Raw genomic sequence first — 16,536 nt, forward strand, 5'->3', positions numbered from 1 at the left:
GTATAAGCGCGCCCTCGAAATGAAATTCTCGGGACTGCCCGCGCCGTGTCAGACTGTCCCGGCGACAATACAGCATTCCTCGTGGCGCTCCACTATCATCGCTCCAACGGCAACTTGCAGAGACGATTGGAGACCCTGATGCGCAAGCCACGCGACTATGACGCCGAACTGAAGGCGCTCGAAGACAAGGCCAAAGACCTCAAGACACGCAAGGTCCAGCAACTCGGCGAACTGGTGATCGCCACCGGAGCCGACACGCTCACCGCCGACGAACTGGCGGGCGCGCTGATCGTGCTGGCGGAAACCACCGATGCCGCAAAGAGGGAGGCATGGGCCAAGCGCGGCGCGGCATGGTTTCGGGGAAAATCACGGCGATCTGCATCAGCGCTTGAGCGCGACAGTGGCGGCGCTCAAACGCAATCGAGCGGCGCGCAACCGGCATCAGGCGCAACGGGCGCGGCATGACATGCGCACCTGGCAGGTCGAGCGCCGCAAGCGCACGCGGCACCTGATCGAACTCGGCGGCCTCGTCGTCAAATCCGGGGTCGTGGACCTCACGAATGACGACCGCGCCACGATCCTCGGCGCGCTCCTCTGGATGGCCGACAAGCTCAAGAGCGACGACGGACAACGCGCGCGACAACTGTGGGCCGGAAAAGGAAAGCAGGCGTTCGAGAATGAACGCCATGGCATCACCGGAAAAAGCTAGACTCCGAACCGCTTTCGCATGTCTCCGGTCTTTGCCCATTCGCCGCCGGGTATCCGGTCGATCAATTCATTCATCACCCTGACGAAAGCGGCTTTGAGCGTCTCGTCGTTCAGCGCCTTGGCGCGATCTGTCTGGAGCAGCGGGCGCATGTCAGTGAAGAAGTTCGGATTGACGAGTTTCTGGAACATGCGCTGCTGCGCCTCGGCCCTGGAAATCGTCACCTCCGACTTTTCAAGGTAAAGCAGGAAACATTCGACGATTCTTGCCGCATTCACTCCCTCAAACACGGTGAGAGCGTGGTCGAGGTCGAACAGATCGCGGCCTTTGCTGCGTTGAAGCAAAGCCCGTAGCTTGGTTGCCAGCATTTCTTCTCGCGAGAAGGTTGGGATGGCGACCTCGCCGGCGAACCAGGGATTTTCGACGCCGAAAGAAATCTCGATGGGCGGATCGTAGGCTTCCCGTTCACGCGTGTTGATTTCGATCTTGAGCTTTATCGGGCTCGGCGAGTCTCTGTCTTCGGCATCGACCGTGTATTTGAGCTTGGGTGCAACGGGACTTTGATCGAAGCGGGGTTTGCCGAGCCACGGATCAAGGACGCCATGTAGGTGGTCCAATATCGGACTGATGGGGCCGGCGGTTGTTCGGACAAGATCTATGTCTTCCGAGTAGCGTAGCGGTGCGGGGAAATGCAGCTTGTTGAGTGCTGTGCCGCCTCGGAAGCGCAGTTCGCCACGCAGGAATGGATCGGAGAAGATGGCGACAAGCGCACGGCTGATGATGAGGTCTTGCTCGACCTGCCGCTGGCTGGCCCACGGCGCGACGCGGCTCCAAGCGGTGATGTAGTCCTGCGGAATCATTCGTCTATCTCCGGCGGTCGCCGAACGATCACGCGCCAGCGGTCATCACGTTCAGATGGCGGCGGCGACAAATCGGGATCGCCCGCTTGTTTGGGATCGAGTTCAACCCACGGCAGCGGTCCTCGCGCCGACAGCGCCACGAACATCGGCTCCGCAATCTGCGGATGCCTTAGCCTTCCGAGCAGATGCCCAAGGCGTTGCACCACCGCTTTCTCGAAAGCGCCTGACAGGGAGGCAAGCTTTTCCGGTTGCAGCCGTTCGGCAAGCTCGGAAAGCACCGTCGCGATGTTGTCCAGGCCCGCGCCTGATTGTGGGTATCGCACCAAATCGAGCGCCGTGAGTTCCGGCGAGGACATCTTCATATAGCCCGATTGCGTCTTGCGCTCCTCGATCCCTGCCGCCACCGCCGCCATGTCCTTGCGATAGGAAAAGACAATCCGCGTCCGTCCGGCCTCGATGTCAGGCAGGAGTTTGTCCGTGACGACCTGAAATTCCATGACGGCCTGATGGGAAGCGCCGTGGGCCGCCGCCGCAGACAGCAGCCCCACATAATAGGGCCGCCTTTCGTGGCGCATCAGGGCGTCAATATACCATTCCGGCGGCGGCGCTCCCGTGGTCGCGTGCTGAGGCGGCACGATCACGTAGAAACCGCGTCGGGGCCGGAGAAGCTGGCCGCGCCGCTGCAAACGCTCGGCGGCGTCGAGGAATGCGCCTCGGCTGATGCCGATCTCCTTCTGCGCTTCATCCGCAGAGAAGACTCCCCGGCCCGCAGCAAGCAGGCCGGAAGCGTAAGAAGACAGGGCTGATCGCTCGACTCGAATCATATCGCATTATCCGCTATATGTGCGGAAATTGCAATATGATGCAAGGTATGTTTCATCATTAAGAATCCGCTCTAAAGACGGGCTTTTGAATACGATACTTGGAAGGCTCTCGTTCCAGCCCCAAACGTTCAAAAATTGAAGAGTTGTCGCTATCTTCCCTAATTTTCTCTAATGTTCTATACACTTTCCAAAACGCGAGTCACGGCTGGCAGATGGCAGACGAAATTCTGACGATTCGAGAGGTGGCTGAACTCCTCAAGATCAACGAGAAGACCGCCTACAAGCTCGCTCTCGCGCGCGAGATTCCGGGCTTCAAGGTCGGCGGCTCATGGCGGTTCCAGCGGCAGGAAATCGCAAACTGGATAAAGCGTAAGGTGGAAGAACAACAAAAGGGCGGTAGGGGAGAATGACGAACGAAGCCGATACTTGCCGAAAGTTCGTCACGCCCAAGCTGCAAACTGCCGGTTGGGATAGTGAACCTCATTCCATTGCCGAGCAGCGCACCATCACGGATGGTCGCGTCATTCCGGTGGGCAAGGGTTTTGTTCGCAAACCACCCAAACGGGTGGACTACCTGCTGCGCTACACGCGGGACTTTCCGCTCGCCGTGGTCGAGGCGAAGGCGAGCTACAAATCCGCGACCGACGCCGTGCAGCAGGCCCGAGAATATGCGGAAATCCTCAGTCTTAAATACGCCTACGCCACCAACGGTGTCGAGATCATCGAGATCGACTATTTCAAGGGAACGGAAACTCGCGTCCCCGACTTCCCCACGCCGGACGACCTTTGGCGGCGCTATCAGGCAGGCAGTGGGATCAACACGCCCGAGCGTGTGGAGCACCTGATCGCCCCCTACAACACGGTCGGCGGTAAGCCGCCCCGCTACTATCAGCAGATCGCCATCAACCGCACGGTCGAAGCCATCCTTGCTGGAAAGAAGCGCCTGCTGCTCACGATGGCGACGGGCACCGGCAAAACCATCGTGGCCTTCCAGATTTGCTGGAAGCTCTGGTCGAGCCGCTGGAACACGACCGGAGAATATCGCAAGCCGCGCATCCTATTCCTCGCGGATCGCAACATCCTCATCGACGACCCAAAAGACAAGACCTTCACCCCCTTCGGGGATGCCCGCCACAAGATTGAATCTGGCGAGATCGTCAAAAGCCGGGAAATGTATTTCGCGATCTATCAGGCTCTAGCCGAGGACGAGCGCCGCACAGGGCTCTTCCGCGACTATCCGCCGGACTTCTTCGATCTTATCATCGTTGATGAATGTCACCGGGGCAGCGCACGAGACGATAGTTCGTGGCGTGTCATCCTTGAGCATTTCAAGCCCGCCTACCAGCTTGGCATGACGGCCACACCGCTGCGCGAAGACAACCGCGACACTTACCTCTATTTCGGCAATCCCATCTACGAATACAGCTTGCGCCAGGGCATTGACGACGGTTTTCTCGCCCCCTATCGAGTGCATCGCATCGTCACCCAATGGGATGCGACAGGTTGGCGTCCAAGCAAGGACGAGGTTGACCGCTTCGGCCGCGCGATCCCCGACGACGAATACCAGACCAAGGACTTCGAGCGGTCCATCGCCTTGCGCGCCCGCACGGATGCCATCGCCCGCCACCTGACCGACTTCCTCAAAAAGACCGACCGCTTCGCCAAGACCATCGTGTTCTGCGTCGATCAGGAACACGCCTCGGAAATGCGGCAGGCGCTGGTCAATCTCAATGCCGACCTTGTGGCGCAGTATCCCGACTATGTGGCGCGCGTCACCGCCGATGAGGGTGCCATCGGGCGCGGCCACCTGTCGAAATTCCAAGACCTCGAAACCAAAACGCCGGTTATCCTCACGTCGTCGCAGCTTCTGACGACCGGCGTTGATGCGCCGACTTGCAAGAATGTCGTTCTGGCGCGCGTCGTCGGGTCCATGAGCGAGTTCAAGCAGATCATCGGGCGCGGGACGCGCCTGCGCGATGACTATGGCAAGCTGTGGTTCAACATCCTCGATTACACCGGCTCGGCCACCCGCATGTTCGCCGACCCGGACTTCGACGGCGATCCGGCCCGGATCACGGAAGAAGAAGTCAACGACGCAGGCGAGACCACCGCGGCGACGGAGATCATCCCCGACGGGCAGGAACCGGAGCCCGCCCCGCCGGAGGAAGGCGAACCCGGCGTGATCGAGCCGCCGACCGGCGAACCGCGCAAATTCTATTTCGACGGGGGCCAGGTCGAAGTCGTGGCCCATTTGGTCCACGAGCTTGATCCGAACGGCAAGCAGCTTCGCGTCGTCAAATACACCGACTACGCCGCCGAAAGCGTCCGCTCGCTCGCGCCGACCTCCGCCGAGCTTCGTAAGCGTTGGGCGGATGCAGACCAGCGCAGCGAGATCATCGCCGCGCTGGCCGAACGCGGCATAGACTTTGAGGTGCTGGCCGAACAGACGGGCCAAACCGACGCGGACCCCTTCGACCTGCTTTGCCATCTGGCCTTCCACGCGCCGCTTCGCACAAGGCGCGAACGGGCGCAGCGCCTCAAGGCCGAGCGAAAAGACTATTTCGAGAAGTTCTCGCCCGAAGCGCGTCAGGTGCTCGACGAGCTTCTGGAAAAATACGCGGAACACGGCGATGCGCAGTTTGTCCTGCCGGACGTGCTCAAGGTTCCGCCCATTTCAACCCACGGCCAGCCCGCCGAAATCATCAAGCTGTTCGGCGGCCCCGATGAACTTCGCCGGGCCGTGAACGACCTGCAAGGACTGCTCTATGGCACGAACTAAAAAGAAGAACGGCGCAGACGCCGCACCGATGACGACCTCCCAGATGCTCGGTAGCCTTCTCAAGTCCGCGCGCGACATCATGCGCAAGGACAAGGGGCTAAATGGCGACCTCGACCGTCTACCGCTTCTCACATGGATCATGTTCCTCAAATTCCTCGACGATCTCGAGCAGCAGCGCGAGGAAGAGACAGCGCTATCCGGCAAAAAGTTCAAGGCCGCCATCGAGGCTCCGTATCGCTGGCGCGATTGGGCCGCCGATCCGCAGGGGATCACAGGCGACGAACTGCTTTCCTTCATCAATTCCGACGAAGCCGTGCGCTCGGATGGGACGAAAGGTCTCGGCCTGTTCGCTTATCTGCGTTCGCTCTCAAGTTCCAACGGCGATAACCGCCGCGACGTGATCGCCACCGTATTCAAGGGCGTCGATAACCGCATGAAGAGCGGCTATCTGCTCCGCGACATCATCAACAAGGTTGGCGGGATTCATTTCACGTCGTCGGACGAGCTTCACACCCTCGGCGCGCTCTACGAATCCATGCTCCGCGAAATGCGCGACGCGGCGGGCGATTCCGGCGAGTTCTACACCCCGCGCGCCGTCGTCCGCTTCATGGTGGAAGTCACCGATCCTCGGCTTGGCGAAACCGTCCTCGACCCAGCCAGCGGCACGGGCGGGTTCCTGGTGGAAGCCTACAACCACCTTGAAAAACAAGTGAAGACCGTCGCCGACCGCAAGCGTCTGCAAGACGACTCTATCGCCGGCTGCGAACCAAAATCCCTCCCATATTTGCTGTGCCAGATGAACCTGCTGCTGCACGGGCTGGACGCGCCGCAGATCGACCCCGGCAACGCCCTGCGTTTCAAGCTCACCGAGATCGGCGAGAAAGAGCGCGTCGATGTGATCCTTACCAACCCGCCCTTTGGGGGTGAGGAGGAGAAGGGCATCCAGGGGAACTTCCCCGAAGACCGCCAGACAGCGGAAACCGCGCTGCTGTTCCTTCAGCTCATTATGCGCAAGCTCAAACGCCAGCCGACTCTCGCTGGTCGCCCGGCGCGTGCTGCTGTCGTCGTGCCGAACGGCACGCTGTTCGGCGACGGCGTATGCGCTCGCATCAAGGAAGAGCTTCTCAAGTCATTTAATCTGCACACAATCGTCCGACTTCCTAACGGGGTGTTTGCCCCCTACACGCCGATCCCTACCAACCTTCTATTCTTTGATTCATCTGGCCCGACTAAAGATATTTGGTTCGTCGAACACACCATCCCTGAAGGACGAAAACATTACACCAAGACACAGCCGCTGAAATACCCAGATTTCGAGCCATGCCTCAACTGGTGGAACCGCCGTGAGGTCAACGAAAGTGCCTGGATGGTGCCAGTGTCCGAGATTCGAGACGCCAATTACAATCTCGATCAACGAAATCCAAACAAGAAGAGCTTAGTTGACGAACTGGCACCGGCCGAGGCCGCCAATCGCATTCTGCAAAGCGAAAGAGAGATATTGGCTATACTCGAAGGGCTCGTAAATTCTATGAGTGAAGGCTCATGACCGGGATTAGTGTCCAAAACGCACCCTTCACCGACGTATTTGAACGCGTGAAACGCCCGACTTTCCTTGAGGATGCGGTCGAATACCCGTGCCTCGGTGTCCGCTGGTATGGCCTTGGCGCGTATATCCGCGAGACAAAGCTCGGAGGCACGATTGCGCGCAAGGAGCAGTGGCGAGTAAAGGAGAACGACGTTCTCTATAACAAGCTCTTCGCGTGGCGTGGTGCCTTCGCCGTCGCTGACAAGATTGCCGACGAATGTATCGCGTCTGATAAGTTCCCGACCTACCGTTTCGACTGCTCCCGAGTTAATCCTGACTATCTGCGGCTATGGTTTCGAAGCCCTCAGCTTGCCGATCAAGCGCAAGCCCTTTCGAAAGGGGCGGCCGCATTGAGCAAACTAACGCTGAATCCACCTGACTTTTGGAAACTTACAATTCCGCTCCCGCCGCTTCAGCAGCAAACCGAAATTGCGCAAACAGTCATGGCGATGCTCACCTCGATCGAGCGCATCGAACGAGCGCGCGCACCCCTTGATGCAACGATCCACGGGCGGCGCGCAGGCGTGGGTTCGCAGGTTCGGCTTGTCCTCGATGCTGCGTTGGCCGATCTCAATTCTTGCTTCGTATCTGACCTTGGCATTCTGGATGAGGTCCTGACGATGCGACCACGGTCGGGGCCTTCCTTCGTTGTCTCTGAGGAAGGAGAGGGCATACCCGTGATTATGCCGTCGGCAACGCTTGGCTATCGCTATGATGCGGCGAAGTGCCTTTACGGCCTCGGCGGCGAGGCTGTCTCACCAAAGGACATTCTTACTCCTGGTGATCTCTTGATATCTCGTGGAAATTATCGCGATCAGGTTGGCATCTGCATAGTTTATCCAGGAGCGGCTGAGGAGAGGACTTACGCTAATTTGCTTATGCGTATGCAGGTCGATCGAGCTCGAGTGATGCCCGAATTCGTCAAGTATTGGATTATGTCTCCCCTCTGTGTGCACTACATTCGCAAGCACACCAAGGGAACAAGCCCATCTGTCCAAAAGATCAATCAGCGTGCGCTAGTTGCTATGCCGTTTCCACGCGGCGCGGCTCTCAATGTGCAGCGAACCTGGGTGGAGCGACTGGATCGGGTATTCGATGAAGCTGAATATCTCGAACGCAAAATACGCGAACAGTATTCTGCAATTCAGGCGTTCAAGGACAACCTCATCCGGGCTGCCTTTGATGGGCGCCTTGAGTGTTAGGCGGAGGGGATGGTCCAAATGAGCGCCTCGACTGCGCAATCCGCTCCTCTAACCGAAAAGGCGGCCCTCACAGACCTCGTGACATGGGCAGAGAAGCGCCCGGCGTGGCAGAGGGACGCCCTTCGCCGTCTGGTCACAGGTGAAACGCTCAACGATCAAGCGATTGAGGAACTTACGGAGCTTTGCCTGGATCCCGCGCGCACCCATACGCCGATTGCACAATTACATATTGTGGCTGAAACCAGCGCCGCAGAGCCGATTTCACTCATTTCGATAAAGAACCCCACCGCCATCAACGCGCTTGCCAGCCAACAAGAGCTATCCTTTGAACCTTCCGGGTTGACGGTGATTTACGGCGACAACGGTTCGGGAAAGTCCGGCTATGTCCGTCTCCTGAAACACGCGTGTCGGTCGCGGGACGAAAAGTTCGCAATTCACAGGGACTTGGAAGACAAGACCGACACGCCGCAATCTGCGGAGATATGTTTTACGCGGGGTGCGAACACCGAAAAATTCAATTGGACGCCTGACGGTGAGCCGCAAAGCGACCTGCCATCGGTCAGCATCTTCGACTCCCGAAGCGCAAGCATCCATGTCGAAAGCACCAACGAGGTAGCCTATATCCCCCGGCCAATGCGGTTGCTGGAGGCGCTGGCCGATGCTTCCGACCGCGTTAAAACGGCGCTCGACGGCAAGATCGCAACGCTCAAGGGGCAAATTCCCCTTGCGATTTCAAACCCGTCTCTGAGCAGGGAAACGGCCGCTGGCAGCTATGTCTTCGCGTTGAGCGCGAAATCCAACATCCCGCAGCTTGATAAGCTCGCCGCGTTTACCGATCAGGAAACCGCTCGCCTCACCACGCTGGAAACCGACTTCGCTCAAGACCCCAAGCGCGCCGTGGCGCGGCTTGATAATCAGCGCGGTGAAGCGGAGCGCATCCAGGCGACCCTTCAAACCCTTATTGCGGCTACGAATGCGGTGGCGTTCGCGGGAATCAAGACACTGAGAAAGACCCACGGCGATGCCGTGGAAGCAGCGTCGTTAGCATCGCAACAGCTATTCAGCGCATCGCCATTGCCCGAGGTAGGCCAAGCCGCCTGGCAAAAACTGTGGGAGGCCGCCCGCACCTATGCGGACACCGTGGCCTATCCCGGCAAGACCTTCCCTTCGAGCGAACCGGATACGCTTTGCGTGCTTTGTCAGCAGCCCCTCGGAGCTGACGCAATGGTGCGCCAGCAGACATTCGAGTCGTTTGTAAAAAGCTCGACGAAGGCTGATGAAGCGACGGCGCGCGCGAAGCTGGATGCCGCGCTCACGCAGTTGAAAGGGCAAATGCTGCGCCTTGGCGATGTGCTAAAATCCGGCAAATTCCTCGCCACTGAGATCGGCGATGCGGCGCTTGCCCAGCAAGTCCGCCGGGCCTTTGTCGTGGCGCTTTGGCGGCTTCGGGCAATGGTCAGGGCATACGGCGAGCCCAAGCCGCTTGGCGCTGATCCGCTCCAGGCACTTATGGCGCTCGCAACCGATCTCAAGACCCGTGCCGCGCAGCTTTCCGCCGATACGCAGAGCGACGACTACAAGAAGCTGAAATCCGAATACCTTGAACTCAAGGAGCGTTCCGCCCTTGCGCCGCTGCTCCCGGACATCAAGGCGCAGATTGCGCGCCTCAAGGAAATCGAGTCGATCAACACCGCGCTGAAGGCGACCGCCAAGAAGCCGATCACCGATAAGAACAAGGAACTCTCGGATCGTATGGTGACGGACGCGCTGCGCGGTCGGTTTGCGCGCGAGATCGGAAAGCTCAAGTTGTCCAGAATGCCCGTTGAGCTACGCAAGGAGAAAGATCGGCAGGCCGTATCGTATTTTCGCGTTGCGCTAGTTGAGAACCCTAACGCCAAGGTCGGTGAGATATTCAGCGAAGGCGAACACCGCTGCGTTGCGCTTGCCGCTTTCCTTGCCGAGTTGGTGACGGCGCAGCGTTATTCTGGCATCGTTTTCGATGATCCGATGTCATCGCTCGACCACATACACAGGGGCGCAGTTGCGGCGAGGTTGGTGGAGGAAGCGGAACACCGCCAGGTCGTCGTATTCACGCATGACCTCGTGTTCTTGTACGAACTTCGCCGCGAAGCCGAAAAGGCAAACCGGCCGATCGCCTTTCGTAATGTCAGGCGGCAGCAAGACAAGCCCGGCTACATTGAAAACGAGTTGCCGGACAAGGCTAAATCAGGGCTTGAGATGTGCAACGCGCTGCGGTCGTCGCTCAAAGCGGCAAAGCCGGGCTTTGACAAGCTGACCGATACGCAGCGCACCATTTTTTGCAAAGGGACTATTGGTCAGTTGCGTGATGCCTGGGAACAGGCGATCTCCGACTATATCCGTCCCGTGCTTGAGCGGTTCGACAACAAGGTTAAGCCGACTTCAATGTTCAAGCTCGGCATTCTCACCGAGGACGACGTGAAGCGGGTGATGGTAGCCCAATCGAGGCTGTCCGAAGACCTTCATTCGTCGGCGCAGGCGCTGAACCCTGAAGCTGTCTCGCTTGATGACCTGCTCAATGAGGTCAAGGCGCTGGAAGATTGGATTCAGTCTATCCGTGACCGTCAAAAGAATGTGGTTAAGCCTGTTCTGAATTGATGGCCATGAGGGAATCGTCCAACAGGTTGTTGGACAAATTTGCGGGGGTAGTCAGTTTCAGCGCGATGGGCGGGGCGAGGAGCCTTCTCCTGAAGCTCAAACCTTCCAGTCTGCGTATCCTCGAACCTCGTTTATGATGTACCAGCGTTTATGACGGGAAGGATTGCAGTATACGATCCGCAAAACCAGCCCGTTTGGCTTGATGGTATCGCAGTTGGTATGGATTTTGGGCCTGAGCTGAAAGCCCAATATTTACAACGCGAACTCAAACCCATTGACCATCGAGTGGGAGTGACGGACAAAATGGGGCGGGGATCAGCGCCGTTTCGGCGATGATTAATTCCGGCCATGCCGGGGTGGGCTGTTATCGCGACCATTTCGCGACGATCTTTCCGACATCCGCCAGCACCGCCTTGCGCCTGGCGGCGTCATGGTTCTCCGCCCTGTAATACGCGGCGACGATCATCGGCGCGCGGTCTGGCGGCCAGACGACCGCAATGTCGTTGTTGATCACACGTGCTGCGCCGGTCTTGTCAGCAATGCGCCAGTCAAGCGGCAGACCGGCTCGCAGCGATTGCGCCCCCGTCTGGTTGGTCGTCATCCACCCGGCCAGCCTGTCGCGTGAGGTCTTGGACAGCGCGTTGCCGAGCAGTACCGTCCGCATGTTGTCGATCATCGACGCGGGCGTGGTCGTGTCCTCTTCGCCTTGCGATTGAGCGTTCAGCGGCTCTCGCTGATCCAGCCGGGTCTTGGTGTCGCCAAGGGTGCGGGCATAGGCCGTGATGGCGGGTGGGCCGCCCATCGTTTCCAGCAGCAGATTGGCGGCGGTGTTATCGCTCATGATGGTGGCCGCCTCGCAAAGTTGCCCGAACGTCATGCCCGGCGACCCGACATTGAGCTGGGTGACCGGCGCCCAGTCGAGCAAGGCGCCCTTGTTGAAGACGATTCGCCGGTCGAGTTCCTCCTTCGCGTGATCGACACGCGCCAGAACGGCCGCGACAAGCAGGAACTTGAAGGTGCTGCAGATCAGGAAGCGCTCGTCGCCTCGGTGCGCGACCTGCCTCCCATTGCCCGTGTCGAGGATGGCCACGCCCAGCCGGCCGCCGTGTTTGTCTTCCAAGGCGGCGAGCCACCGTTTTGCAGTGGAAGCATTGGCGGCCAACGGCCGCGTCGGACGAAAGGCAAGCGTGGCTGCGCTGACGGTGGAGCCGATCAAAAGATCACGGCGATTCATCGGAACATTTTCATGAGCAAATCAGGACAACAAGGTGTGCCACGGACCCCAGCAATGCAGCATAAATCGGGGCGCCGGCACATTCCGCTGCGTCGGCGTGTGGAAGCTCCATGAGCAGGACGACGGCCAGCGCGCTGTTTAGAAAGACGCAAGCGCGCGGTGCGGCGGGCGCCGGAGCGCACGATCCCGAAGGAGGGGATGAAGGCGCTTTCGAAATCGCCCTTTCGGCCGTGGCGCAAGGTCGGGCACGCATGCCGCCTCCGGCAAAAGCTCATGCCCCGTCTGGTTCTGGCGCCTGGCCGAGATGGTCGCGCAGAAAAGCGTGGGCCGCGGGGTTGGCGACGATGAGGATGGCGGATCGTTCGTAGAAATCCGGGCCGCGGCCCCACCAGTCGCTGACGAGGCCGCCGGCCTCTTCGACGAGGAGGATGCCGGCGGCGGTGTCGACGAAGCCGGTCTGCTCGAAATAGCCGCTGAGGCGGCCGCACGCAACGTGGGCGCAGGAGCTGGCGGCGCTGCCGAGAACCCGCACCGCGCCGATCTCGGCGCGGATCGCCGCGAGCCGTGCATAGGCGCCCGGATAGAGCGACAGTTCCGGCGTCGGCAGGCCGGTGCCGACGGTGAAGAAGCGTGGGTCGCGCGCCCGGCTGACGGCAAGGCGCGTGCCGTTCAAAAAGGCGCCTCGACCCTTCAGCGCGGTGAACATCTCGTCCGCGACCGGATCGAAAACCAGGCCGCAGATCGTTTCGCGCCCGTGCCTCAAGGCGATGGTGATGGTGTAGGGCAGGCCGTTCAGGAAATTCGTCGTCCCGTCGATCGGATCGACCAGCCAGCGATGGGTGGGGTCTTCGCCCTCGACCGGGGCGAATTCCTCGCCGGTCAGGCTCCAGCCCGGATAGCGCGACAAGAGATGGTCGCGGATCAGCGTTTCGGAGGCCCGGTCGGCCTCGCACACGAAGTCGCCGGGGCCCTTGACGCCGACTTCGAGTTCGCCGAAGCGCTTAAAATAGTCGAGCGTTAAGGCGCCGGCGGCGCGGGCCGCCGCGACCATGTCGGCGAGGACGGCGGAATAATCGAGGCTCATGCGGCAAGCCGTGCTGCGAGAGTGTCACTGTCGTCAGTGGTGATCTGGTCGACCCGCAAGTCGAGCAACCGCCGGACCGCCGCGAGCGTCTCTTCCGTCACTGCCTGAATTGTCCACGCGTCGACCCGCCGACCCGCCGCATGGACGGCAGCGATCATGTCGAAGCCTACGCGATCGGCCTTTAAGATCAAGCGGTAGTCGAGATAGATGAAGGCCGCATCCGGGGCCTTGTCGAGTGCGGCGGCGGTGAAGGCGGCGAACGCGGCGTGGGTCTGCGGTGAATCGGCGGCGTCAAGATCTTCTGGCGTCGGATCGTAGCCGGTGGCGAGCCCCGGTGTTCGCTCCGCCAACGCCGCAACGGCTTCGGCATCGCCACCCGACAGGATCATGTTGCGGGCAAAGGGCGCGACATGATCGGCGACGGCGGCGATGGTGGCCGCGTCGAGCGCGGCGCGGCGCTCCTTGAAATCCAGCTGCAGCAGAGCTTGCGGATGGACCCTCGCACTGGCGAGCAGGGCGCAGAGATCCTCGAGCAGCATCACCGGCTCGTCCAGCGGCGCGCCGTCATTGCCGCGCAGCTTCAGCTGGCGGAGCGCTGCCGCAGGGGTGTCGATCACCCGGCCGCGGCCGGTGGTTGCGCGTTCCAGCACCTTGTCATGCAGGATCGCGCAGCCATGATCGGCATGGATGACGAGATCGACCTCGACGCTGGCGCCGAGCCGCATGGCTTCCAGAATACGGCGGCCGGAAAATTCCGGATCGGCGGCGCTGCGCCGGGCCCGATGCCACTTGAACCAAGTGCGGTGGCCGTCGCGCTCGATGAAGATGGGGTCAATCATGGACGTCCCGATAGATTTCGCGGCTTTCGCGATAGACGGTGAGGGCACGGGGGACGAGATCGACTCCCTGGCCCGGTCTCAACGCGTTGGGCTGGGTGGCCATGGATTTCAGTCGCGTGCCGTCCGACAGTTCGAGATCGACGATGCCGTGGGTGCCGAAATCGGTGATGCGGTGGACCTGTGCCTGACCAGGCTCGGCGGCGATCAGATCGAGCGCCTCGGGCCGCACGGCGAGCGTTGCGGGGCCGTCCGCCACCGGCAGCGGGACGCGGATCCCCGCGCGGGTGAAGGCGCCGCGCATGACCTGGCCCTCGACCAGGTTCATTGTTCCGATGAAGCCGGCGACGAAGGGCGTGAGCGGTTTGCGATAGACGGCGTCCGGTCGGCCGATCTGCTCCGTCCGCCCGTCGCGCATGACGACGATCCGATCGGCCATGGACAGGGCCTCGTCTTGGCCGTGGGTGACGAACAAGGTGGTGATCTTCAGCCGCTGCTGAATGTCGCGGACCTCTTCGCGCAGCCGCTCGCGCAGATGCTGATCGAGGCTGGCGAAGGGTTCGTCGAGGAGCAGAATCTTCGGCTCCAGCACCAGTGAGCGGGCGAGCGCGACACGCTGCTGCTGACCGCCCGAGAGCTGATGGATCATCCGCTTGCCGTAGCCCGCGAGCCCGACCATCTCCAGCACGCCCTCAACATTCTGACGAATCTCGGCGGCCGGCAGTCCGCGCAGCCGCAGGCCGAATGCGACGTTCTTGAAGACGTTCATATGGCTCCACAGCGCGTGGCTCTGGAAGACCATGGCGGTGGGGCGACGTTCTGGCCACTGGTCGGTGATATCGGCCTCGTCGATGAAGATCTTACCCTGGGTTGGCCTTTCGAAACCGCCGACCATGCGCAGCAGCGTCGATTTGCCCGAGCCCGACGGCCCAAGCAGGCAGACGAGTTCGCCGTCGGAGACCTCGAGCGACAAGTCGTCGACGGCGGTGGTGCCGCCTTGAAAGATCTTTGAGACGTTTTCGATCTTGAGAACGGCCACGAGATTTCCCTAACCTCCAAAGCCCCGCGCGAAGGCATCTCCGCCGATGAAGCGGCGGGCGAAGATCAGCGCGATAGCAGAGGGCACCCACAACAGAACGGACAGCACCGCCCCGTATTGGATGACCATTTCGTTGTTGATGAAGCCGATCATCAGCACCGGCGTGGTGCGGATCTCCGGAGCGCCGATCAGCCAGGCCCCGTCGGTTTCGTAAAAGGTGGTGACGAAGCTCAAGAGCAGCGCCGCGATGATGGTGGGGGCAGCCTGGGGCAAGGTGATCGACCAGAACACCCTCAGCGGCCCGGCGCCGACGTCGCGCGCGGCTTCTTCCATGCGTTTATCGATCGCCTGGAACGCCGCCACCGGAATCCAGATCATGAACATCAGAATATTGACGAGCTGGATCAGCGCGACGCCCCAAAAAGTGCCGATCAGATCGAGCCGGAGGAAGATAGCGGCGATCGTCACCAAGAGGCCGAATTTGGGGAACGCATGGGCGGCGAGGAACGAGAGGAACAGCGTGTCGCGGCCAAAAAAACGCATCCTCGAAAAGGCATAGGAGGCCGGCAGGCAGATGACGGCGGCGACCGCTACAACGACCGTCGAGAGCCGGAGACTGAGGCCGAGTGCGTCCCACACATCGTCACGGCTCAGCGTCTGGTTCCAGAAGCGCAGGCCGAATTGTTGCGGCAGGAGATGGGGATAGCGCCAGACCTCGCTGAACGCCCAAAGCGCCACGACGAGCAGCGGCACGATAACGGCCAGCGTCAAGATGATCGCCAGGGTGATACCGGCAAGGTCGGCCTTGGTGCGGATGGTTGCCAGAGAGCTGATTGGGGCCTTCTGGCTGGTGGCAGTGATGGCCGTCATGGTTGCCGCCCCTGATTGCGCGCGACCGAACGGACATAGAACAGGCCGAACAGGATGCAGAAGGCGAAGCTGATCACCGCCTGGGTCACCGCGGCGACCGGGTCGTTCACGTCGTCGAAGGTGCGCTGCATGAAGGGCCCCATCATCTCCGGCGAGGCGGGGCCAAGCAGATAGGGCAGGGTGAAGGCGGAGAAGATGCCGAGCACGGCGAAGGACAGCGCCACCAGGATCGAGTTTGAAATCGTCGGCATAATGATGTGGCGCAGCACCTGCAGGCGATTGGCGCCGACATCGCGGGCCGCCTCAACCGCCTGATCCTTCACCGAGCCGAGGCCCGAGAGCAAAATCAGCACCGTCAGCGGGATGTTGTCCCAGACAAGGCCGATCACCGGTCCCCAGGGGGTAAGATAGGGGGTGCGCAACTTCGGCAGGCCGAGTCCGTGGAGGACGATGTCGTAAAAGCCGTTCGGGCCGAGCACGCGGATGAATGCATAGGCGAGGATGATGGACGGCACGAAGAGTGGCAGGATGGCCAGGGTCTGGACATAGCCGGTGATGCGGCCTCGGCCGAAGCGCAGATAAAGTGCGATCGGCAGGCAGCAGATCAAAAGCAGCGCCGCGCAAATGCCGGTGGTCCAGAGTGTCAGGGCGAGGTTGTTGAGACTGTAAGTGTCGGTGAAGAAAAAGACATAAGAGGAGGCATCGAAGCCGACATGGCCGTGGCCGTCGGAGCGCCACAGCGTGTCGATGACGGCGCTGATGATCGGCCAGATCACCAGCCACACGATCAACAACACCGGGATCGCAACGAGAAGCAGCCCGAGCGGCTGCTTCTCGTTGCCTTCATCCGGGCTGACGATGCTGCCCGCCTGCGCCATTT

15 protein-coding genes are annotated in these 16,536 nt (G+C 60.8%); 7 read left to right on the forward strand and 8 right to left on the reverse strand.

Annotated features, from left to right (window positions below):
* The first annotated feature begins 138 nt into the window (after positions 1 to 138).
* Both J1C48_RS07920 and J1C48_RS07925 read left to right on the forward strand, forming a co-directional pair.
* The gene (locus J1C48_RS07920) at positions 139 to 465 is read left to right on the forward strand and encodes a conjugal transfer protein TraD (RefSeq protein WP_207257287.1); all 327 of its coding nucleotides are present in this window, start codon (positions 139 to 141) and stop codon (positions 463 to 465) included.
* Between the two features lies 1 nt (position 466).
* Positions 467 to 709, forward strand: a complete 243-nt coding sequence (locus tag J1C48_RS07925; RefSeq protein ID WP_207257288.1) for a conjugal transfer protein TraD — start codon at positions 467 to 469, stop codon at positions 707 to 709.
* Here J1C48_RS07925 and J1C48_RS07930 read toward each other — a convergent pair.
* Together J1C48_RS07930 and J1C48_RS07935 are read right to left on the reverse strand one after the other, a co-directional pair.
* Entirely contained in the window at positions 706 to 1,566 is an 861-nt protein-coding gene (locus tag J1C48_RS07930) for a nucleotidyl transferase AbiEii/AbiGii toxin family protein (RefSeq protein ID WP_207257289.1), read from the reverse strand. The genes J1C48_RS07925 and J1C48_RS07930 overlap by 4 nt on opposite strands.
* Complete coding sequence (locus tag J1C48_RS07935; protein WP_207257290.1) at positions 1,563 to 2,390, reverse strand: type IV toxin-antitoxin system AbiEi family antitoxin domain-containing protein; 828 nt, start codon at positions 2,388 to 2,390, stop codon at positions 1,563 to 1,565. Before J1C48_RS07935 ends, J1C48_RS07930 begins: the two co-directional genes overlap by 4 nt.
* A 212-nt stretch (positions 2,391 to 2,602) precedes the next feature.
* Between J1C48_RS07935 and J1C48_RS07940 the strand changes: the two genes are divergently transcribed.
* Genes J1C48_RS07940 through J1C48_RS07960 form a run of 5 tightly spaced genes read left to right on the forward strand, consistent with a single transcriptional unit; the run spans position 2,603 to position 10,593 of the window.
* Positions 2,603 to 2,800: a helix-turn-helix domain-containing protein gene (locus J1C48_RS07940; protein ID WP_207257291.1), complete on the forward strand. Its 198-nt coding sequence runs from the start codon at positions 2,603 to 2,605 to the stop codon at positions 2,798 to 2,800.
* Positions 2,797 to 5,169, forward strand: a complete 2,373-nt coding sequence (gene hsdR / locus J1C48_RS07945; protein WP_207257292.1) for an EcoAI/FtnUII family type I restriction enzme subunit R — start codon at positions 2,797 to 2,799, stop codon at positions 5,167 to 5,169. Before J1C48_RS07940 ends, hsdR begins: the two co-directional genes overlap by 4 nt.
* The gene (locus J1C48_RS07950; protein WP_207257293.1) at positions 5,156 to 6,715 is read left to right on the forward strand and encodes a type I restriction-modification system subunit M; all 1,560 of its coding nucleotides are present in this window, start codon (positions 5,156 to 5,158) and stop codon (positions 6,713 to 6,715) included. The genes hsdR and J1C48_RS07950 overlap by 14 nt, the downstream gene beginning before the upstream one ends.
* Positions 6,712 to 7,956: a restriction endonuclease subunit S gene (locus J1C48_RS07955; protein WP_207257294.1), complete on the forward strand. Its 1,245-nt coding sequence runs from the start codon at positions 6,712 to 6,714 to the stop codon at positions 7,954 to 7,956. Before J1C48_RS07950 ends, J1C48_RS07955 begins: the two co-directional genes overlap by 4 nt.
* An 18-nt stretch (positions 7,957 to 7,974) precedes the next feature.
* Positions 7,975 to 10,593, forward strand: a complete 2,619-nt coding sequence (locus J1C48_RS07960; RefSeq protein WP_207257295.1) for an AAA family ATPase — start codon at positions 7,975 to 7,977, stop codon at positions 10,591 to 10,593.
* 364 nt (positions 10,594 to 10,957) lie between these two features.
* Here J1C48_RS07960 and bla read toward each other — a convergent pair whose 3' ends face one another.
* From bla to J1C48_RS07990, 6 genes are all read right to left on the reverse strand, one after another.
* Positions 10,958 to 11,827 (reverse strand): class A beta-lactamase, encoded by an 870-nt coding sequence (bla, locus tag J1C48_RS07965; RefSeq protein ID WP_207257296.1) that lies wholly within the window; start codon positions 11,825 to 11,827, stop codon positions 10,958 to 10,960.
* A gap of 271 nt (positions 11,828 to 12,098) precedes the next feature.
* Positions 12,099 to 12,911, reverse strand: coding sequence for an inositol monophosphatase family protein (locus J1C48_RS07970; protein ID WP_207257297.1), 813 nt, complete (start codon positions 12,909 to 12,911; stop codon positions 12,099 to 12,101).
* Positions 12,908 to 13,750, reverse strand: a complete 843-nt coding sequence (locus tag J1C48_RS07975; RefSeq protein WP_207257298.1) for a glycerophosphodiester phosphodiesterase — start codon at positions 13,748 to 13,750, stop codon at positions 12,908 to 12,910. The genes J1C48_RS07970 and J1C48_RS07975 overlap by 4 nt, the downstream gene beginning before the upstream one ends.
* Positions 13,743 to 14,786 carry an ATP-binding cassette domain-containing protein gene (locus J1C48_RS07980; protein ID WP_207257299.1) on the reverse strand — a complete coding sequence of 348 codons (1,044 nt, stop codon included), beginning with the start codon at positions 14,784 to 14,786 and terminating at the stop codon, positions 13,743 to 13,745. Before J1C48_RS07980 ends, J1C48_RS07975 begins: the two co-directional genes overlap by 8 nt.
* Before the next feature lie 9 nt (positions 14,787 to 14,795).
* Positions 14,796 to 15,656: an ABC transporter permease gene (locus J1C48_RS07985; protein WP_207257300.1), complete on the reverse strand. Its 861-nt coding sequence runs from the start codon at positions 15,654 to 15,656 to the stop codon at positions 14,796 to 14,798.
* Positions 15,653 to 16,534: an ABC transporter permease gene (locus J1C48_RS07990; RefSeq protein ID WP_207257301.1), complete on the reverse strand. Its 882-nt coding sequence runs from the start codon at positions 16,532 to 16,534 to the stop codon at positions 15,653 to 15,655. Before J1C48_RS07990 ends, J1C48_RS07985 begins: the two co-directional genes overlap by 4 nt.
* Between the last annotated feature and the right edge of the window lie 2 nt (positions 16,535 to 16,536).

It is taken from the genome of Jiella flava, assembly GCF_017349315.1.
GTDB lineage: Bacteria > Pseudomonadota > Alphaproteobacteria > Rhizobiales > Rhizobiaceae > Jiella > Jiella flava.